The sequence below is a fragment of the Paenibacillus sp. YN15 genome (genome assembly GCF_003285005.1).
Lineage (GTDB): Bacteria > Bacillota > Bacilli > Paenibacillales > NBRC-103111 > Paenibacillus_AR.
Genome location: NZ_QMFA01000012.1, coordinates 71,920 through 93,310 on the forward strand (window position 1 = coordinate 71,920; position 21,391 = coordinate 93,310).

A 21,391-nucleotide genomic window follows, 5' to 3' on the forward strand; every position below is an offset into this window, starting at 1 on the left:
CCGCTTTCGCTGCAAATCATGAAGGAGTGGCGCAGTTGCCTGCGCCACCCTCTCTATCTATTATCCGGCCTTCATACTCCGCCGGCCTTGAGATTTTTACTGCGAAGCTCATTATAAGCCTTGACCTTGGATTGATGAATCTCCTTACCGCCTTTTTTCTTCCAGTTCTCCACATATTGATCCCAGTTGCCAAGCGGCTCCTTGCCGGTTACGAACTTGATGAACATTTCCTCCTCAAACTTCGCCAGGTCCGGACCCAGGTTCTTCTGCTCATCGGTAAGCGGCACTCCGAAGAACACATCCTCATAAAGATTGTATTCCCTTGCCGCATTGATGAAGCGGTTGCTCTCGATTTGCACCGGGTCCTTGGAAGCATTGTTCACCTTGTCCACCAGATCGGGTCGGTAGATAATCTGGGCGAGGGGGTCCAGCCACTTCTCCTCCATGGCCTTGTTGCCCTCCGCTGTCCGGCCTTGCACCAAATCGGTATAGTGTGTGCCCTTGATGCCGTAGGTGGCCAACTCCCAGCCTTCATCACTGGCCAGATAATCCAGGAACTTGATAGCGGCAACCGGGTCTTTGGCTTTGGCCGAGATATTGATGGTTCCATTAATCGACCCGCGGGATTCTACCCCGCTTTTGCCGTTGGGGCCCTTAATCGCAGGCAGAATGGGATTCCACTTGGCAGTGGGCGTAATCTGATTCATCTTCAGGTTGATGGTCAGGACGGACGGGGCGATGGACCACCATGCCGTGAAGGTCCCGGCCTTGCTTTGCGCCAGCTTCTGATTGGCCTGATCCTGCTTGATAATGAAGATTTCCGGATCGATCACCTTCTCGTCCCACAGCTTCTTGATATAAGCAATCGCGTCCCGGTATTCGTCGGAAATCTGGGCGGGATAGATGGCGTCATCCTTAATGTAGGATTGCCGGTTATCTGCGGAATCAAATGGCATAACGCCGAAGGCGCCGAAAACCATGCTGAAGTCGCCCTTCCAATTGCCGCCGGAGCCCAAGCCATACGTATCGGCGGCTCCGTTCTTGTCGGGATCGCCAAAGGTGAATTTCTTCAGCATTTCCTCATATTCATCCAAATTGGTAGGTAGCTTCATACCGAGATTATCCAGCCAGTCCTGACGAACCACCGGCACGATCTTGGCCGGATTATTGGCGTAGGGAATGGCCAGCTGCTTGCCCTTATACTTGACCAAATCCCACATATTTTCCGAAATATTCTTCTTCAGATTGGGCCCGTATTGGTCCACCAGCTTCTGGATATCCAGAAACAGGCCGTTGTCAGCGTACTTCTGGAAATCAAAATTGGGGATTTTGCTGATATCCGGAATGGAGCCGGAAGCAGCCATCACATTGTACTTATTGGCAAAATCGCCGGAAGGAATCATATTCGCTTCCAAAATGGTGTTGGTTTTCTTCTGCAGCTCCAGAATAGCCGGATTGTCGCTTTTCCACACCCGTCCTCCGTCCTGCTGGACAATGGACAGCTTCACCGGCGCTGTTGAGGCGGCCGGACTTGCCGATCCGCCGGCAGGTGAAGAGGCCGGGGAGGAAGAGCCGGAGGAACCGCAGGCGGTGGCGGTTAATGCAGCCGCACACATGGCGGCAACCGCGGCAGATCTCTTTTTTTGAATGGTATTCATACTTCGTTTCCCCTTTCAAATTTTTTATTAACACTCCTTGGGAGAGTGCAAGCATGTGGGGCTATCAGCCTTTGACAGCGCCGACCATCATTCCCTGGACAAAATATTTCTGCAGGAACGGATACACGCAGATGATCGGCAGCGCCGTTATCACTACGGTGGCCGCGCGGACTGTTTCCACCGGAGGCGGCAGGCTGTCTCCGTCAATCTCGGCAATAGCTCCCGAAGTGTACATCTTGCGCAGCAGTACCTGCAGCGTCGACAGCTTGACATCGTTGATGTAAATGATCACGTTGATATATTCGTTCCAGTGCCCAACGCCGTAGAACAAGGACAAGGTAGCAATAATCGGCAAGGATAAGGGCAGCATAATTTTGATCAGGGTAACGATTTCCGAGCAGCCGTCGATTTTGGCCGATTCCCGCAATTCCTTGGGGATGCCCTGGAAGAAATTGCGCATCAGAATCAGCAGCCAGGCGCTGATGGCGTTGGGGATCATGACCGCCCAGGCGGTATTGGTCAGGCCCAGATTTTTGATCACCAGATAGCTGGGGATGAGTCCGCCGCCGAAGAACATGGTGACGATGACCATGGTCATCAGTATATTGCGCCCTGGCATCTCTCTGACGGACAGCACGTAAGCTCCCAGCGTGGTCATAACCAGATTGATGGCCGTGCCTACTATCGTAATGTAAATGGTCATTTTGTAAGCATCGGTCAAGCCGGCGTAACGGAAGATATATTTGTAGCCGTATAGATCAATGGATTTGGGATACAGCATCATGCCGTTGCTTTTCATCACCTCATCCATGCTGGACAAGGAGATAAAGACCAAATTGAGCACGGGATAGAGAGTGATGATGCAAAGGCAGATCATGCCGGCGAGAATCACCATATCGGCAATTCCTTTTTTGCGCATGAAGGTGGCGCCCATTACCAGATCCCTCCATCCTCGTCGATTTTTTTGGCTAATACATTGGCAATAATCACTACAGTCAGGGCAATGATAGAGCGGAAAAACCCGACGGCGGTGGCATAGCTGAAGTTGTTTGCCCCCAGCAGGCCAACCCGGTACACATAATAATCGATGACCTCCGCCACAGAGGAGACCATGGGGTTCATCATGATCGTCACCTGCTCGAAGCTGACGCTGAGGATATCCCCCAGAGCCATCAGCAGCATGATGCTGACAATGGTGCGGATGCCGGGCAAGGTGACATGCCAGATCCGGCGCAGGCGGTTGGCCCCGTCAATGGAAGCGGCCTCATAAAGATCCGTATCGATCCGGGTCAGCGCAGCCAGATAGATAATGGCGTTCCAGCCCAGCTCCTTCCAGACGGAGCTGCCTACAAAGATGGGACGGAATAAGGACGGTTCCCCCAGGAAGGCGATTTTCTCCATGCCGAAATAAGCCAGAATCGAGTTCACAAGGCCTGAATCGGACAGAAAATTGTAGCAGATGGCGTACACCACCACCCAGGACAGGAAGTGGGGCAGATACGAGATGGTCTGGATGATCCGCTTTACCCTGGAAAAACGCATCTCGTTCAACAGGACAGCGAAAATGATTGGGGCAGGAAACACAACGGCCAGCCTGAACCCCGCCAGCAGCACAGTATTCTTGAATACGAGCCAAAAATCGCCGTTTTGCAAAAAGCGGCGGAAGTGGCTTAACCCCACCCACTCGCTATGAAAGATGCCGTCCAAGAAGTTATAATTCTTGAATGCGATTACAAGTCCGGCCATCGGAGCATAGCTGAACAGCAGATAATAAATCAGTACGGGGAGAAACAACAGATACAGCGGGAGATAAGGCTTCAGCTTCTTTATACCCTTGCCTTTCTGACGGTCAATGGCATCCGGCTGGGAATAAACCTCTTTCCCGGTGAGACTCTCCATGGTTCTCTCTCTCCTTTCCTTTTGCCGCGGGCCCATTCGGTAATTCCATTATGCAGACAGCCGGGGCATCCGGATATATTCCATACTGCTCATTCGGGCCTAAACCGACTGATCACCCATTGTTCAAAGCGATTATTCGGAATGAAACCGCTTTTTCGGGGGATTTCATCAGCCCAATATATCCGGATGCCCCTGTTTATTCTACTGATTCATGCGGCTAAGCAGGTTCAGGACGGCTTGCGCGGACTCGGCCCGGCTGGCCGCGCCCTGGGGATGGAACACCCCGTCGTCCCTCCCTTGCATGATTCCCGAGGCAATAGCTTCCTCCACAAAGGGTCTGGCCCATGGGGAGACAGCCGGGCCGTCCCGGTAATCCGCCAGGGTGCCTCCGCCGCTTGGCTTCCCGCCGGCGGCGTATTCATAAGCCCGGACCAGCAGGGCAGCCATTTCCTCCCGGGTCAGCGCTTGACCGGGACGGAAGCTTCCGGTCTCATCCCCTTGGATCAATCCCGCCGCCCTCGCCGCTTGGACAAGCCCATAGTGCCAATCGTCCGGCGACACATCCCGGAAACCGGCTTCCTTGCCGGCCGCAGGAAAATCCAGCAAACGGACAAGCATGGCTGTGAATTCGGCGCGGGTTACGGAGGCTTCCGGATGAAATTCACCGCTCCCCGTCCCGGAGATGATATGCCGGGAAGTCAATATTTTGAGGCTGTCATAAGCCCAATGGGCAGCGGGCACATCACTGTAGGATTCGTTATATTCCAAGACCACGTACCGGCCTGGGACGGCAATCCCAACGGATATTTCCTGAAGTGCGCTGTCATACCTGCCGCCTACGTATTCCCATTGGCCATTGGGCTCCTGCCGATATACTCCGATCAGCCGCACGTCCACCCGATCCGAGTCCACCTTCAGCGTCAGACTGACCGGCTCGGCGAAGGCGCTGACCCGCTCCAGCTCCTGGCCGTCGCGGAGCTGCAAACCAAGCTCCACCACCGGACCGGCCTGACGGCGGTCTGTCTTGACCCCTGCCGCCGGGGTGACATCCAGCAGATACTGCCGGTCTCCTGCCAACTCTTCACCGGAGGACAGCACGGCGGCGGGCAGCTTCAGCCGGAGGAAGCCGGTCTGAACGGCCAGCGACCGCCCTTGCAGCAGCGCGCCGGAATTGCCCGGCAAAATCAGGGTTGTCCGGCCATCCTCCAGAAGAAACGCCATGCCCTGGGCAGCGAGCTGCTCCAGCTCCTCCGGCCGGATTACGGCGGTGTGCGGGTCAGCCGCCGGTTCTTCCTTCGGCGCAGGCGGAGATGGCGCCGGGTCTTCCTGCTGCGGCTCCTCCGGTCCGGCAGGATGCGGAACATACAGGGCAACGGGCTGGCTGGCCGGCGACATGTTGCCCGCCGCATCTATTGCCGCAACCGTATAGACATAATGGTTGCCGGCAGATACCGCGTTATCCGTGTAGGCGGGCAGCGTGGTGAAGGCAAGCTGCGCCCCGTCCCGGTAAACGGCATAGGTCACTGTCCCCGCATCATCCCAGGCTGCATCCCAATGGAGCTGAATCACCGTCCCGTAGACAGCTCCAGTCACATTCTGCGGCGCTGCGGGGGAAAGGGGAGGCACCACGACGCTGTTGGCCTGGTCCGTCAACGCCCTCAAAGAAGCAATGGAGCGCATATATTCACCGCTGTCCGCCTCCGGTCCGGCCAGCAGCGTTTCCGCCGCTGCAGCGCCGGCCGCCAATGCGGAGCGAAGCTCGGACAAGTCTTCCGCGGAGTTGGCGGGAAGCCTGTTTACCGCTGCCCGCGCTGCCTCCAGAGCCGTTTCCAGGGTAGCGGGAAGATCATACTCAAGCTCGATTCTGGGCGCCCTGGCCGTAGAATAGGACGCTTCCTTGGCTGTGATCTGGTAGTACAGCCCCGGATTTCCGCTGCTCAGCGCTTGCTGGACAAGCGCCATGGAAACCGCTCCGTTCTCCAGGCTGCCGGACACGTAGCCGGTAATGTCGAAGCCGGTTTCCGCCTGCGCTCTGCTTGAAGGAACGGCTGCGGCCACCAACTGGCCCATCTCCGGCATAGTGGCGTATGTGACCCCGGTTTCGGACCAGCTGTTGTCCGCCACGGCATGGATAGCCAAGGGCGGAATATCGGTGGACGGATTGCTGTCGTTGACATTGCCCTGAACGAGCAGCGTGGCCTTTTTAAGCAGATATCCGTTATTCCCCACAATAAACCGCAGAAGCGCAATCCGGTTTCCTCCGGCCCAGGTGGGGTCTGTTTTAATCGGCAGAACAGCGGCCGAGCCATGATTTTCTCCATAGTTCACCCGGACGGCTGTATCCGCATCCACCGGAACCGTGGCAGAGCTTGCCACCCGGGACAGCAGGAAGCTCTTGCAGGCAAGCTCCAGCTGTCCGATGGCGGCCGCCTTCTCCGCCTCGCTTAAATCCGCCTTTGTGCTGTAAGGCTCGGCTGCGGAAACCGCCTGCTCCAGCCTGGCCGCGGCCTGCGGCGGATATTGGCCGATGCTGTAACCAACGGGGGAAACACTCAGCGTTTCCCGGGCAGAACCGATGGCGCTGGCTACTGCCGCCTGCCGTTCGGCTATATCGGGGTCGGAGGGAATCGCCAGCTCCACCCGATTGCTGGCTGCGGATTCATTGCCCGCCGTGTCAACCGCGCGAACGAAATAGGTATGAAGCAGCCCTTTCCCGGGATTTAAGTCCAGGTACTCCGTTTCCGCCACATGGGCAATTTTCGCTTCGTTGCGGTAAATATCGTATCCCGCCACGCCGATATTGTCTGACGATGCTGTCCATTGCAGCAGAATATCCGCTTTCTGCACCTTGCCTGTCAAGGCCTGGGGCGCGCTGGGCGGCGCGCTGTCGGCAGCGGTCTGGAGCGCCTGATCAATCACGCCGGTTTTTTGCATCAGGCGGAGGATCGCTGTGCGGACCGCTTCATTGCCGGCCGCTGCATCGCCCAGCAGCTCTTCACCGGCTGCCATCTCCGCCTCCAGAGCTGTTTTGGCCACAAGCAAGCTGGAAGTCATTCCCTCCGGAATCCGGCCAATGGCCTCCCCGGCATGGGCCAATGCCCCCTCCAAGGTCTCATACTCGATAATCAGCTTGGGCGCGGAAGCGACTCCGCTCTCTCTGGCGCTGATCCTGTACAGCGGACTGGTGTTGTCATTATTGGGCGTGTCGGGCGCCACTATGGGGGGCAGGGGAACCTGAACAATAGCCATGGACACCATGCCGTTGTCCAGACTGTCGGCGATATATCCGGTCACATCGAACTGTGTCTCCACCGAATTTTTGCTGGACGGCGTGGCTTCCGCCACCGCTTCCGCGCTGTACGGCGGCATGGTGCTGTACGTCATGCCCTGCTCCGGCCAGCTGTTGTCGGCCACCCGCCGGATGGTTAAAGGCGGGAGCGCCGTAGTCGCTTCGCCGATTCTGGTAATGACCGACAGCTTGGCGCTTTTGATGACAGCCCCATTGTCGCCAAGCGCAAACCGCAGAAAGCCCGCTCTTGTTCCGCCAAGCCATCCCGTATTATCCGTCTTGACCATAATTTCCGTGGCCGAGCCAAGTCCTGCCGCATTATTGAACTGGACGGAGGTATCCGCATCCGCTCCGACCCTGAGACTGCTCTGCACAAGGGAGCCCTTGAACTGCTGAAGGGCCACTTCCAGCCCGCGGACAATGTCCTGCTTCTGCGTTTCCCCCAGATTCGGATCGGCTGCGAAGGGTTCGGCTTGGGCGGCCGCCGCCTCCAGAGCGTTCCGGGCGGCTGGAGGATACTGGCCGTCCGTATAGCCGATGGACGCTTCCGCCAGGAAGCCCCGGGCATTCTTGATCGCCATCCGCACATCCAACTGTCTGGCGGCAAGTCCCATATCCAGATCAGCCTGGAATACCGCTTCATCCACTCCCGCTCCGGCTCCCGCCAGCTCAAAATGAACGGACTGGCCTTTGAGGCCCTGCACATTCACCCCCACTACAACGGTGGGCTGCAGGCTGATCACCTCAATCCGCGGATTGGAGCCGATCAGGGAGGCGGCGCTGCGGTTGATGGCAAGCAAAATATTCCCTGTATTGGCTTGAGTAGGGTCGGAGATTGAGACAGCCAAATTGCCGCTCTGCTCCTGCACCATCACGGAGGATTTGGCGTTGGCCTTCAATCCGCCCGCCGCCGTTACCTCATTGGTCCAGAAATTGGCTGCCGTGATGCCCAGCCTGTTTTCCCGGACGGCCTGCACCTTTGCGGTGTTGGCTTGGATATCCACATCGGGATCATCGGCGTATGCCGCCGTTTCCTGGGCTGTGCTTGCAGGCAGCAGGACGTATTCATAGCCTTTACCGCTGATGTTGGCCCCGTGATCCAGAATGATGGACAAGTAGTTCTCGGTAATCTTGGGCGCATCGGGATTGCCTTGCAGACTGATGGAGCCAAGGTTGCCGCTCCTGCTGTACCGGGCAAGCTGCAGATTCTCCGGTTGGGGAAAATAATAACCGCCCATCGGGGCCAAATGCATCCAGTTGGCTCCGTTTGCCGTTTCCTCAAACGGTCCGCCCGGCTGTTCCACTCCATCGACAATAAAGGAATCGTCGCCGGCGGCGGATAAACGCCTGTTCTCAATGACCGTCTGAATGGGCGAGCCCTCGCTGCTGCTGATATCGGCTCCCAGCGCCACCACCTCATTGTCGAACATGAACCAGGATTTTTTGGCCATCAGCTCTTTTTTGGCCTGCTCGGCGCTTATACTGGTGTTCATCACCCCCGCCAGCTGCATCCCGGCGGCTCCGTATGCTCCAAGGTCCGTTCCTCCGGTCCAGCTCATGGGATTGCCGGCAACAAACGGTTTGGACATATAGGGATGATCATTCCACATATCCACACTCACGCCGTTGATTTCAAGGGGGCGCGGGCGTGTATTCACCGTTGTTCCCGGCAATTTATCCGGGTCCACGGTAAACCAGAATTTGTCGGTAAATTGCAGCCGGTCATTGGGCGTATACACATATGTCATGCCGTTGGCGATATTCCATCCCGTCTTGAACTCGCCATTGGCCTCAAAGTTCTTGGTCCGCGTGGAATGCATGGCCAAGCCTACCGTAAAGCTGCCGTTGCGGTGCACCACCCGGTCCATGCCGGGAAACCGCAGATGCTCGGCAGCCTTAGGCTTGAGGGGAACGGCGGCATCCGTATAGATGCCGTTGCTGAGCTTAATATCCAGAATGGAGGAATATTGCCGGTAATACACAAGGTCAATGCTGGACATGATGGTTTTGACAATGGATTTCAGCCTGGGGACATATTCCTCCGGCGCGAAGGAGATCATTCTCGACACCGTATTCACCAGGTTAAAGGGGGATTGCTCCGAAGCCCTGGCCCGGGCCACAGCCCGCCCCTCTACCATTCCCATGCCAAGGCCGTTGGCAATAAAGGGCTCATAGGCCTTCTCCACCCACTCGAAGATTCTTTCCAGATTGGGGTCGGCGGGGTACCAGGGAGTTCCCTCCAGCACATAAAGAGTATTGACTATATCGGTCAGAGAGGACATGCCATAGGATAAATTATATGGATTCCAGGCGTGCTGCAGGAAAGAGTAATCCGCCTGCATACCATCCCCCGACTCCACGTACTCGAAGCTTTCGCTCAGTTTATCCCGGGCTTCGGCGATTTTCTGCGGATTGCCGGTCAATGCTCCGCTAAGAAGCACACGGAATCCCTTCCAAACGGCGTTGGCTCCTACGTTTTCGCCGGAAGCCGCACCGGGGGAGTCGTCCACAATGTGGGGAACATAACGGTCCTCCGCATTCATGTAATTTTGCAGCTGCTGCGGGGTAAACAGGTCATACATCAACACGGCCACATTGTTGATTTTGCCCGGAATGTCAATCTTCAGATACCACCAGTTGGCGCCGGAAAAATCCCGGGTCAGATTGTACCAATTGGCGTCCAGAAAATCCATGCCGCCCAGGATCATGCCGGCCAACTCCGGATTTCCGTACCACTTGCTGCCCGGCGTGCGGTAGGTAGTGGCCATCACCACCAGCCGGGAGTAGGAATAGGCGACGCTTTCGGTAGAGCTGCCTGCGAAGGCTTCCCCTTCAACGACGGGGTTGGCTCCGTTCTTCAGATCCTCCCAAAGCCAGGCCCGTTGGGGGGAGAGGTTCATAGACGCCGCGTGTCCATCTGTGAGCGCATCCAATTGGGCGATTTTGCTTTGGATCTCGGCGGGAGGAGCGGCCGGATCATAGGTTCCGCTGCCTGTAAGCACCTCATATTGTTTCTGCCGGATCAACGCATAGGGGTCCGGGGCGGGCTCCGCACCTGCCATTGACGGCGGGGCGATTCCGATGGAGGTCAAAAGCAGAGCAATCGCCAAAAGCAACGAAAGCAGTGAAGCTCTTTTCATTGTCACTTTCCTTTCTACATTTATTTCACGTACCACGGCAATTCGGACAGCGCTTTCATAAGCATTCTTAAGTGTTGTTTCCGTTATGCCGCAAACGTGATTCATGTGGATTTTAACATTCGGATTTTCAGCTTGGAATGAACCATACCGATTTTTTGGAATCAAACTGATGTATTCTGTCTGTTAAATGCCCTGCAAAGATGATTTGAAGACAAAGCATTGACTTCATTTCATGAGGTTGCTATCATAAACCTGATTTGTTATTCCCAATTAACCCCGTTAGCATAACAAAATTAATTTATCTGATATTCCACTGGAGGAGGTACGTGCCGGATGAAAAAAGTGCTCTTATTAGGGGACTCTATCCGAATGGGTTATGACCAATACGTCAAGGAGCTTTTGGAAGGAACCTGCGAGGTGTATTACGATGAGCAGGACAACGGGCGTTTTGCCGCTTATACCCTCTGGCAGGCCAATCAGTTTTTCCGGAAATACGGCAAATTTGACGTGGTTCATTGGAACAACGGCTACTGGGACATGAACATCGAAGCGCCCATGGCGGAGCCCATGCATCCCGTTGATGAATACGTTCATTTCCTGAAGAGAATCATCGCGGAGATTCGCCGCAACGGGGCGGAAATCATTTTTGCCACTACGACTCCGATTCTGGATAACGGCGCCTCCCTGGACAACACCGGCACAGGAACAAGCATCACCTATAGCAACGATTGGGTCATTCAATACAACGATGCCGCCAAAAAACTGATGGCCGAAGAATGCATCGCCGTAAACGATCTGTATACGCTGATGCACCACGATCCAAACTTCTATAAATGCGGAGACGGGCTTCATCTGACGGAGGAAGGCTCCAGAGTCTGTGCGGAACAGGCGGCGAGGATGATTGCGGAGAAGCTGTAACAAGGGGCTGCCGCCAAAAGGCATGTCCGCTGATTCTGCTGCGCTCCATGAATCTCTCAGGCTTTATTCTACCTGGCGGCTCTTCCGCCGCCTACGGTTAAATTCGGTGAACGGGGACATTTTTTGCAAAAGCGGCGGTTGCATGTTTTGCCTGGGTAACGATTCTTGTCATAAGAAGAACAGAGACCCCCTTCACCGGGGGTCTCTTTGTATGGGAGCATGGAGAAGTCTGCGCAGCTAGCTGGTTTTTCCCCGGGCAAACCGTTCCCTGTATTCGGTGGTGGTCAATCCGGTGCATTTTTTGAAGGAGCGCATAAAGCTGCGGCTGTTGGCATAGCCCACAGAGGCGGCAATATCCCCGATCTTGGCGTTTTTGTTCTCCAAAAGCCGCTTGGCCGCCTCGATGCGGACCTCAATCAGATAATCAATAAAATTCCCTTCCGCATATTCCTTGAACAATTTGCTGATATAGGTGGGGCTCATATTGAACTCCTCCGCCAACCGGTCCAATGACAGGCTATGGTCGGAGTAATGCTCCTGAATGTACACAAGAACCTGATCGATAATTTCCTTTTTGCCTCTCTGGTTGCGTCTGTCCCCGATAATCGCCGCCAACTCCTCCAGGAGCGTGCTTACCAGCTGCTCCGTCTGCCGCCAGTCCTCGCATTGGTGGATGCGCTCATGGACATTGCCCACCCGGGTCAGCGTATCCTCTGCGGAAATGCCCAGGCTTTCCATGGTTTGCATAGCCCGCATCACCAGTTCAAAGGAAAACTGCTTGATCAGCTCCGGAGACAGGCTGCCCTTTACCGCTTCCTGGAAGGCCTCCTCCAGCAGCTCCTTCATCCGTGAAGGATCATTCAGCTTCAAGGTCTCCAGTACACGGTCAACCATTTGCAGCATCCGGTAATAGCCCAGATTGTCCGTGGATTGCAGGTCCTCAATGGAAATAACGGTGTGGGGGCCGGTGACCATTTTGTAGCGCAGGGCCAATTGGGACTCCTCATAAGACTCGGCAGCCTGCTTCAAATCCTCATAGCATCTGCCGATTCCGACTGTCACCATTATGCCGATCTGCTTCTTCATCACCTCCTGGATCTGTTCCAAAAGCGCTGTGGCCCGCAGAACATTCTGCTCCTCGTCTCCCTCCGCGAAGCTGAAGAGAATAGCCGCCCGTCCGCCGCCCAGGTCAATAGCCACACCTGCGTTCTCCATATTGATGATCTCTTCGGCAACATTGCACAGACAGTATGTATACAATGTCTCATCCTTGGGGTCAATTCCGCCCTCCTTGCTGGTTTCGGCAGAGGCCGCCAGGAAGCGGTTGGGGAAGAGCCGGATGCCCAGATACTCCAGATGATGCCTGGCCTTCGCATACGTTGTCCGGTAGCCGGTGAGAATATCCATCACAATCCGCCACTTCAGAACCGGCTTGGATTCCCGCACCTGATGCTCCAGATTGTCCCGGTCCAGAAACATCTGGTCAATAATGCTCTCCAGATAGGAGGTGCCCTGCACGCTTCTTCCCACGGGGGCAGCCTGATATCTTCCGGCCAGCTTGCCTAATACCCGGTCAATCGGCCTGAAGGTTCTGCGGTTGAACACAAAGACCAGGGCCAAGGCGGCCGCAGACATTACGGCAGTCAGCACGATAAAAAGATTCCTGGTGAAGATAAGGGAACGGTACACCTGGGCCTCCGGCACAACTGTCACAATGGTCCATCCGGTATAAGGGGATTTTTTGTAAAACACAGTCTGCCTGACGTTATCGATATCTGTGGCGAATGATCCGTCCCCCTGACGGGCCAGCAGGGTCTGCATATAGGGCAGCTCCTTCATATTGCTGTAAATTTTGCTTTTGTCATCATGGGTGACCACTTCCCCTTGGCCGTCAATAATAAAAGAGTGGCCTTGAAAGGAATCCCCTTCATAGATATCCCGAATCATTTGGTGCAGCTCGTTTTCATCGATATTGACCGCCAGCAGGCCCCTTCTGTAGCCCGGCGCGCTTAAGGAGGGATAGGGCCGGATGAGAGTTACCACATCCCTGTTTTTGGTGCCATCCCAAATTTTATGGGTAGGCAACCACCAAAAGTAACCTTCCTTATCCAAATAATCGGTCAGCCATTGGTTATCGGATTCTTCCTTGCCCATATAGGAACGGTCTGTAAGCAGATTTCCGGTCTTATCCGAATAGACAAATATGGAAGAAAATCTCATATTTTTCGTCATAAAGCTGCTGATTTTAGTGCGCAAATTTACAAAATTTACATACCGCTGGGAATCGTCCTTGTAGCTGTCGTTCATAAAATAGACGAACTCCAATTCCTCCGTAAGCTGCAGCAAATCCTTTTCCGATTGCTGAAAGGACATCTCGATTTTCTGGTCAATCTGCTTGAGCAGCGCCAGATTGGTTTCCTTCAGCTGATGCTGGAGCCCGCCGACTGTTCCCCAATACGAGAATAAAAACGTCAGCAGGATGAACAGCAGCAGGATTCCCCCATACACCATCATGACCCGGGTTGACATGCTAACTTTCATGTTGAGCCTCCTCATATCCCCCATCTTCTTATGCCATAAGTATAAGTTAAAAGTCATTTTCTGCAAAGGGAGGATACCGCCGCGGCGGAGCTATTCATAAATCGAACAGACCCATGCGAGTGCGCATGGGCCTGTTTGATTGGAGGGAGGGCTGGATGCAGGGGCGCTCTTGAGCAAGGCGGGGGCGCCAAAAGCCCGGCTGCCGCAGGCTCAGGACTCCATTCTTTTCTTGTATTCCATGGGAGCCAGGCCATAATGCTTCTTGAACAGCTGGGAAAAATAAATCACGTCCTCATACCCCACCCTATCGGCGATTTCATAGCTCTTCATGGCGGTATGCAAAAGCATGTCCCGCGCCGCGCGCATTCTCTCGGCAATGATATACTGGTTGACCGTCGTTCCGGTCTGCTGCTTGAATATGTTGGCCAGATGGCTTCTGCTGATGCCGGCCTGATCCGCCAGCTCCTGAAGACTGGGCTTCTCGGCCAGCCTGCCGGCAATATGCTTCTTAATGTCCTCGATGACCTTGGGGCTTTGTCCCTCCTTGGCCGCTATCATGCTCTCCACAAGCCTATGGGCTCCTTCCTCCAGGCGCCTTACGGCGCAGAGGCGGAAATAAAAGCGGATATTGGCCGTTTCAATCCGCTTATCTCCCAGTCCCAGGTCCGTTCCCTCCTCCAGTTCAATGGCAAGTTTGGAATCATGCAGCTCCTCCACAACAGTCTGCAGCCAGCACATGGACAGGGCATTGAGCAAATAATATTTCTCCCCCACCCAATCCTTCAAAAGCTCCAGCGTATCCACGATCAGAAGGGGCATGGTTTCGGTCCGCAGTGTTTGAATATGCTCCAGCCATTTGTTCATAACCATCCGGTGATGGGGCAGCTTCCGGATAAACAGCTCTCCCGCCTGCTGGAGCCGCCCGGCTTGGAGCTTGGCTACAGATTTCTCCAAAGCCTTGTTCAGCTTGGTCTGGTCCACCGGCTTCAGAATGTAATCGATGGCCTCCAGCTCAATGCTCATCTTGGCGTAGTCAAATTCATCATAGCTGGATACGACGATGGAGAGCATCCATGGATAGCGCCTACCCAATTCGGAAATGAGGGCCAGGCCGTCCATTACCGGCATGCGGACATCGGTAATGCACAGGTCCGCGTAATGGCGCTCCAGCCATTCCAGAGCCTCTTGCCCGTTGCCTGCCGTTCCCGACACCACTACCGTATCGGAAAAACGCTCCACCGATTTGGCTATACTGCTTCTTATCAGGTGAGAATCATCCACTACCAGAACGCGCTGCATTTCGCTTCCTCCTGTTCCATCGGGAATAGCGGTTTTGACTCATTTTGCTTCTTGCAAGGATGAGGCCTATCCGCGGAGCATGACCGTGACAACAGCCCCGCCTGTGTGCGGGTCATTGCCAATCTGCAGCCCGGATACCCCGTCCCTGTCATGCATGCGCAGCCTGTAATGCACATTCAGCAGACCCACCTGGCTGATGCTGCGGTAGTCGGAGGTCCCCGGAGGAAGGGCCAGCCGACGCTGAAGCTCGGCAAGCTTATCCGGCGCAAAGCCGCTTCCGCTATCGCGCACAAGAATAACAATATACCCGTTCCCGCAGTTTCTTGCGGCGATTTCAATGCACATGGGACATCCGGTCCGCTCAAAACCATGCTTCATGGAGTTTTCCGCCAGCGGCTGCAAAACAGCCTTCAGGCAGCGAATCTCATCCATGCTCTCGTCCATGTCTATTCTCAAGTCAATCTGGTCGCCGTACATAATATTGGCAATGCGGATATAATCCTGAACATGCTTAAGCTCATCAGCCAAAGGCACAAACTCCTGCTTATAGCTGGAAGTATATCTCAGCATGTCTGACAGAGCCACTGCGGTTTCCATGATTTGCCGATGCTCGACCAGATTTGCCATGGCATTGATGGATTCCAGGGCATTGTACGTAAAATGGGAGTGGATTTGGGACTGGAGCGCCGACAGCACGGCCTGCTGCTGGAGCAAGCGGGACTCCGCCAGATCATTCATGGACTCCTGCAGAGTATCGAGCATCCGATTGTAGGCATTGCCCAGCTCAGCCACCTCATCTGTCCCGCCTATGGCGATCCGGGTGTCCAGATTGCCTGTGCGGGTGAGTCTCATCCAATCCTTCAGCCGCAGCAGCCGGGAGGTCAGGGAGGAAGAAATCAGCCACACGGCCACCACCGCAACAAGAAAATTAACGACAGCCACAACCGCTGTAAAATTCCTTACCCGGAACACTCCCTCGGCCACATTGGCATAAGGGACCAGCACCATGGTCTTCCAGTTTGTATATGGAAGGGTCTGGAAAATCACCATTTCGTCCGTAGGTTTATAATAAAAGGAGCCGGCCTGCCCCTCCGATACCTGCCTCATCATGCCGGAATCCGGCAGAAATTCGCCTCCGCTGGTTTGCAGCAGGGGCTTGCCCTCCCCGTCGCTGATCAAGGCCGTGCTGTTTGCCCCCAGATTGATCTGATCAAGAATTTGCAATACTCTAGATGGGGAGATATCGATTTTGATAAGACCGCTGTGGCCCTGGAAGTCAAATCTTTTGACCATGCTAATGACCGACCGGAAGGAGGGGTTCTCATACGCCTTGGCGCTGTGAACGAATACCTCGAAGCCCTTGGACAAGGCGACAGAGGAAAACCACTCCTCCTCTCTCACCGAATGGTTCAGCCTGACAAAAGCCTGATTGCCGCGAAACAGCCTCTCCTTGCCATTGTCATTATAAATGGAAATGGAGAGCAGCTCGGGATGCTGGGATATATAAGAAAGAATATAACGGGATTCCATCCGGCTCTCCATAATATACAAGTCATATTCATCATCGCCATCTCTGCCAAGGCCAAGCCATTGCTCAAACTCATAGCTTAAGCCAAGCACAAGAAACCCGTACTCGTAATCCAGAAAATACTGGTTCAAATTCAAATTTGTCTGCTTCAAGATCTGATCGCTAAACATGGAGACATCCTTGCGAATGGTTTTGGAGCTTTCGTAATAACTGAAATACCCGATGGACGAGACTAACACTACAATCAGCAGCAGCACCAACAGCATAAATTTCAGCTTCAGAGAACGGCGAATCCTGGCAATCCATTGCATCATGCTGCAACCACCTTATCAGCTTCATGCTTTTGCCTTATTTTTACTAGGCCATACTCCTCCATCATATGTCCCCCCCTTCAACTAGACAATGGAATTCCCCCCCAGTCACAAAGCATCACCGGTATGACTCCTCCCCCATATCCGACAGCAAATAATGCAGCGCCCCCGGCCGTCAGGGAACGCTGCATAGAATTTATAGGGTGCGGGTCAATAAGGAGCCGCAATCAGGAAAGGACCTCTGTAGGCGGCGGAATCCCTGCTGGATATTCGGGAAAATTGATTGGCCGAGGCGGTTTCCGTAAGCTTGAAGGTCAGCACCTTGTCAGCTTGGCTCCTGGCATATTCGGTAACATCGATGCTGTACCAGCCGGGCTCCGCCAAAGAAACGGTTCCGATCAGACTGGCCCCGGCGCTGGACGGAACATGATTCCAGGTTATGCTGTTCTCCGACCACCCGTCATCCGTCAGGCCGTAGAAGGTCACGTTCTGCGCCGGCTCATTGGATTCCACATGAAAGTTCAGTATGACTTTTCCCAGAGCCTCACGGTTATAGCCGCTCATATCCACTTTGATATACGCATCCCGGTCATAGTTGACGGAGGCATTCTTTATGTCCAGCGCAGAGCTTAGGCCATAATTTTCATTGGCGTAGCTTCCGCCCCTCACATAGGCGTCCTCTGCCGCTTCATAGGAATATCCCAAACGCTCTGCAAGCTGGGCCCGGTACAAGGATGGAATGGACATCTGCGTCTGGCCGGTGCCCTCGATGAAGCCGGGAACGGTAGGCAGCAGGGTGCTGAAGGGACCCGCGCCGGTGATGTTGCCCTTGCAACCGATTGCATAATTTTGGGCAGCGGGCGGCTTTTCCACTACCGCACGGCCATTGCCCACATTGCAATTCCACAAGACAGAATTGGCGGCGGACCATCCGTGGCTGGTTCCATAATTTCCCCGGTTATACAAGGACAATACCCTGAAGTTACTGCTGATCACATTGGTTTCCATGTGATTCTCGTACAGGAAGCCATGTCCCCATCTGCGGTGAAGCTCGCTGGCGTCATAAGACTGGCTGGCCACATTGTCGACGAATACATTTCCCGAATCCCAGCTGCCTCCATTGCCTACATAGGCATGTCTGCCCTGGCTGGCATAGTTGCCAATGAACAGGTTAAGCTGGGCAAATTCGGCGGCAAAGCTGTACCTTCTGCCTCCTTCCAGCTTGGAATGGGGCTCAACTGCGGAGGAATTGCGAACGGTTACTCTTGTGGCCGATTGCAGCGTAATTCCCTTGTTGACAAAGTGCTTCACCTTCACTCCGCTGACCCAGCCATCCTCTACCGTATTGAAGATGATTCCTGCCCCGGCGTGATCCTCGCTGGTGGGGGACTTGGTGTCAATGACAATCTGCAGGTTCTCTACGCCTACCTCCGTCACCAGATCGGCACGGTCATACTTGTAGACATACGAGGTGGACAGGGAAGCGTCCAGCCGGTTGGTAATGGGAGCGTCAACCGTAATCCGGTTGCCGGATATAGTCGTAATGTGACGATTGAATAGCAGCGGCTGGGAATCCACCGCCCATGGCTCCCCGGTATATGTGCCGCCTCCGTCGACGGCATCCAGCCAGGCCTGGGTAGCCGGATGCTTGATAATAATATTGTCGCCAACGGAGAAGCCCGCCGCATTGCTGACATCAAAGCTTCTGTCTCCGGTATGGACCACGCTGCTGGTCACATTAACCCGGTTGCCGGGAGTATCGCCGCCTGCCCAGTTGGAGAAGGTATTGCCTCCCGCAATGAGAACCGCCGCCTTATTGGCTGTACCTCCATATGGCCTGCGCAGAATCGTATTCGTGGTTGGACTGTCTCCCATACCCGCACCGGCCAAAATTACGCCGCTTGTGGGGATATACAAGGTGCCGCCAATGGCATATTCCCCAGCCGCCAGCCGGACTGTTCCCCGGATTCCATGGGCATCCGGCGTCCAGGAGGACACGGTGTCGATGGCCTGTTGGATATGGGCGGTGTTGTCGCCGGAGACGGGAGCAACGGCATAAGCAGTCAGAGCTGTGCTGTCGGGAATAGCTTTTTCACCCAGATGGTACCCTGCATAGCTGAAATCCACAATCCGGTTGCCCAATGAATCAACAGCATATTCAAGCAGCCCCTGATTATTGTAATGCACTTGAGAGGACTCCCATGCCAACGCCTGCGAGCCTGAAGACAACAGCATCATTCCCGCCGCAAGTCCGACAATCCCTGCAATAAGCCGTTTTCCCATCCCTCGTCCATCCCCCTTCAGGAATTATTGGCGTGAACCTTATTGTAGCTTTCCGTCAGCTCCTTGATCAGATCATCCCCGCCCTGCTTGCGGTATTCCTTGACGAAGGTATCAAAATAATCCAACGGCTCCTTGCCCAGAACAATCTTGGCGGCCGCTTCCTGGAACAGGGCTCCCGTATCCGGCTTCAAATCGGGGAAGCGCTTAAGAATTTCCGGGTCGGGCAGCCCGTTCATCACATCCTTGACGCCTTCCTTCTTGGAGAGGTCAATGGCATCCTGCTTATATTTGTACAGGCGCTCCTGATCCTCCGTGCGCTTCTGCTTGGTAGCCAAATCAAGGGCATAGCTGACTCCCAGGAACAGGGCGGAGCGGAACTCCTGCTTCTGATCCTTAACCTTCTGGGCGTCATAGACATACTTGTCGCCTTCCTTAACGTACGTATCCCCTTCCAGTCCGAAGTAAGCGAAGACGGCCCCTTCCTCCGTAGCCAGCCAATCGAACATCTTGATAATGGCCTCCGGGTTCTTGGCGGTCTTCATAATAAACCAATACCGGCTGCTGGTCTTCAGAGTCCCGCCAAGGGCACCGTCATAGCCGGCGCCTCTGGGAGTCGGAATGGTGATCAGCTCCGGCGCGGTGCTCTTCAGAGATGACTGCAGCTTCAGATTCCAGTTGTCGGCCGACAGGGTCTGATGGTGGAAGGAGCCCGCAAGATCGGACAAAATCTTCTTTTCCTGGACGGCGCCCGTATTGCTGAGGAACTCCGGGTCTACCAGCTTCTCCTCATACATTTGCCGCAGGAAGCCAAGGGCATTCTTCATATTGGGGTGGATGATGGAGGGAATAATCTGGCCCTCGTATTCCGTATAATCCGAGGCCACGCCCCACATGCCGCGGATCGGCGTCCACCAGGTGAACTTCTCCCGCATGGTGAAGGGAATCTCGTCCTTCAGGTTATTGCCGTTGGGGTCCTTGTCCCTGAATTGCCGCAGCAGCTCCAGAAGCTCCTCCGAGGTGCCGGGAATCTTCGCTCCCAGCTTATCCATCCAGTCCTTGCGGACATAGAAAGCGTCATTGTTGGCAGCCAGCTGAATGCTGGGAATCGCAATGATCTTGCCGTTGATAGTCACAGCGTCCCAGGCTTCCTGAGGGATGATTTTTTTCAGGTTGGGGGCGTGCTTGTCAATAAGGTCATTCAGAGGAAGCAGCCGGTCCTGGGCTCCCGCATAGTTGAGGGTATAGCCGGTAAACAAATCCGGGAAATCGCTGGAAGCGAATTTCAGCCGCAGCGTCTCCTCGTATTTGCCATGGGCCATGGTTTCAATAATCAGCTTCGTATTGGTCTTCTCTTCAAAATACTTAACGAAGGCCTGCTCCGACAAGGGGCCGTCCGGCAGAACAAAATTATTGTCGGACAAGAAATACTTGATCTCCGCCGGCTTTGCCGCCTCAGGCGTCTGTGTGCCGCTCGGGTTGTTCCCCTCCGTCCCTTGTCCCGAGCCGCCGGAGCACGCCGAAACAACGGCCAGCGCCCCAACAGTCATGATTGATACCCATTTTTTTGTATGCCGCATGAAGATGTCCTCCCTTTATTTAAGCTTAGTTTACCTTATGTCAACGCAAAATGCGCCAGCATTGAACCCTATTCCTTCAATGAACCCAGCATCGCCCCTTTAATAAAATGCTTCTGGACAAAGGGATAAATCAGCATAATCGGCACGGTCGCCACTACAATCGTCGCCATCTTCAGCCCCTCCGGGGAGGTATCCATTTCCTCCATAATAGTGGAAGCCATGTCGTTGGTATTGCCCTGGGCAATCATGGAGTACAGATACAGCTGCAGTGGCCTAAGCTCCGGCTTGGTGATATAAATCATCGCCGAGAAGTAGCTGTTCCAGTGGTGAACCGAATAATAAAGGGTCAGCGTCACCAATATAGGCAGCGACAAAGGCACAGCAATTTTGAAGAGAATGCTGTATTCGGACATGCCGTCCACCCGGGCCGCCTCGAACAGCTCCTCCGGCAGACTTTTGAAGAAGGTCAGGCAGAGAATCATGTTAAACATACTGATTGCCGACGGAATGATCAGCGCCCATAGCGTATTGACCAGGCCAATGGACTTTACTACCAGATAGGTGGGAATCAAGGGAGCACTAAAAATCATGGTGAAGACGATAACCAGCATGAATACCTTGCGGCCGCGCAGACCCGATTTGGACAAGGGATATGCCATCAGCACCGTAAGCAGCAAATTGATCAAGGTTCCCACCAGAGCAATAAAGACGGTTATGCGAAAGGAGGTCCAGAAGGAGCTGTTCTTCATCACCTGGGTATAGTTGTCCAGATTGAAATCCACGGGCCACAGCTTTACCCGGGAATGAATCAGGGCATTGGTGGAGCTGAAGGAGCCTGCTACAATATGCACAATCGGAATTAAGACCACAAGGCACAGAATAAAGAGAAATACAATATTGGAGAAGTCGAAAACCTTTTCCCCCATGGTTTGTTTGATTTTCATGGCT

The 21,391-nt window shown here is 54.4% G+C and carries 11 protein-coding genes; 1 reads left to right on the forward strand and 10 read right to left on the reverse strand.

What is annotated here, in order from left to right; genetic code table 11:
• Positions 1-71: 71 nt before the first annotated feature.
• The 4 genes from DQG13_RS12135 to DQG13_RS12150 all read right to left on the reverse strand — a co-directional run bounded on the left by DQG13_RS12135 (position 72) and on the right by DQG13_RS12150 (position 9,986).
• The gene (locus tag DQG13_RS12135; RefSeq protein ID WP_113020028.1) at positions 72-1,658 is read right to left on the reverse strand and encodes an extracellular solute-binding protein; all 1,587 of its coding nucleotides are present in this window, start codon (positions 1,656-1,658) and stop codon (positions 72-74) included.
• A 64-nt stretch (positions 1,659-1,722) separates the two neighbouring features.
• The gene (locus DQG13_RS12140) at positions 1,723-2,592 is read right to left on the reverse strand and encodes a carbohydrate ABC transporter permease (protein ID WP_113020029.1); all 870 of its coding nucleotides are present in this window, start codon (positions 2,590-2,592) and stop codon (positions 1,723-1,725) included.
• Complete coding sequence (locus DQG13_RS12145; protein WP_181592719.1) at positions 2,592-3,557, reverse strand: ABC transporter permease; 966 nt, start codon at positions 3,555-3,557, stop codon at positions 2,592-2,594. The genes DQG13_RS12140 and DQG13_RS12145 overlap by 1 nt, the downstream gene beginning before the upstream one ends.
• Before the next feature lie 201 nt (positions 3,558-3,758).
• A complete protein-coding gene (locus tag DQG13_RS12150) occupies positions 3,759-9,986 on the reverse strand; it encodes a polysaccharide lyase family 8 super-sandwich domain-containing protein (protein ID WP_181592720.1) in 6,228 nt (2,075 codons plus the stop codon).
• A gap of 333 nt (positions 9,987-10,319) precedes the next feature.
• On the opposite strand from DQG13_RS12150, the gene DQG13_RS12155 reads away from it, so the two are divergent.
• The gene (locus DQG13_RS12155; protein ID WP_113020032.1) at positions 10,320-10,904 is read left to right on the forward strand and encodes an SGNH/GDSL hydrolase family protein; all 585 of its coding nucleotides are present in this window, start codon (positions 10,320-10,322) and stop codon (positions 10,902-10,904) included.
• 237 nt (positions 10,905-11,141) lie between these two features.
• Here DQG13_RS12155 and DQG13_RS12160 read toward each other — a convergent pair whose 3' ends face one another.
• The 6 genes from DQG13_RS12160 to DQG13_RS12185 all read right to left on the reverse strand — a co-directional run bounded on the left by DQG13_RS12160 (position 11,142) and on the right by DQG13_RS12185 (position 21,387).
• On the reverse strand, positions 11,142-13,445 hold the full coding sequence (locus tag DQG13_RS12160; RefSeq protein ID WP_181592721.1) for a cache domain-containing protein: 2,304 nt from the start codon (positions 13,443-13,445) through the stop codon (positions 11,142-11,144).
• A 210-nt stretch (positions 13,446-13,655) separates the two neighbouring features.
• The gene (locus DQG13_RS12165; protein ID WP_113020034.1) at positions 13,656-14,744 is read right to left on the reverse strand and encodes a response regulator transcription factor; all 1,089 of its coding nucleotides are present in this window, start codon (positions 14,742-14,744) and stop codon (positions 13,656-13,658) included.
• A gap of 66 nt (positions 14,745-14,810) precedes the next feature.
• Entirely contained in the window at positions 14,811-16,586 is a 1,776-nt protein-coding gene (locus DQG13_RS12170; RefSeq protein WP_113020035.1) for a sensor histidine kinase, read from the reverse strand.
• Positions 16,587-16,793: 207 nt separating this feature from the next.
• Positions 16,794-18,866, reverse strand: a complete 2,073-nt coding sequence (locus DQG13_RS12175; protein WP_113020036.1) for a CBM96 family carbohydrate-binding protein — start codon at positions 18,864-18,866, stop codon at positions 16,794-16,796.
• A 17-nt stretch (positions 18,867-18,883) separates the two neighbouring features.
• Complete coding sequence (locus DQG13_RS12180; RefSeq protein WP_113020037.1) at positions 18,884-20,443, reverse strand: extracellular solute-binding protein; 1,560 nt, start codon at positions 20,441-20,443, stop codon at positions 18,884-18,886.
• 68 nt (positions 20,444-20,511) lie between these two features.
• Complete coding sequence (locus tag DQG13_RS12185) at positions 20,512-21,387, reverse strand: carbohydrate ABC transporter permease (protein ID WP_113020038.1); 876 nt, start codon at positions 21,385-21,387, stop codon at positions 20,512-20,514.
• Positions 21,388-21,391: the final 4 nt, after the last annotated feature.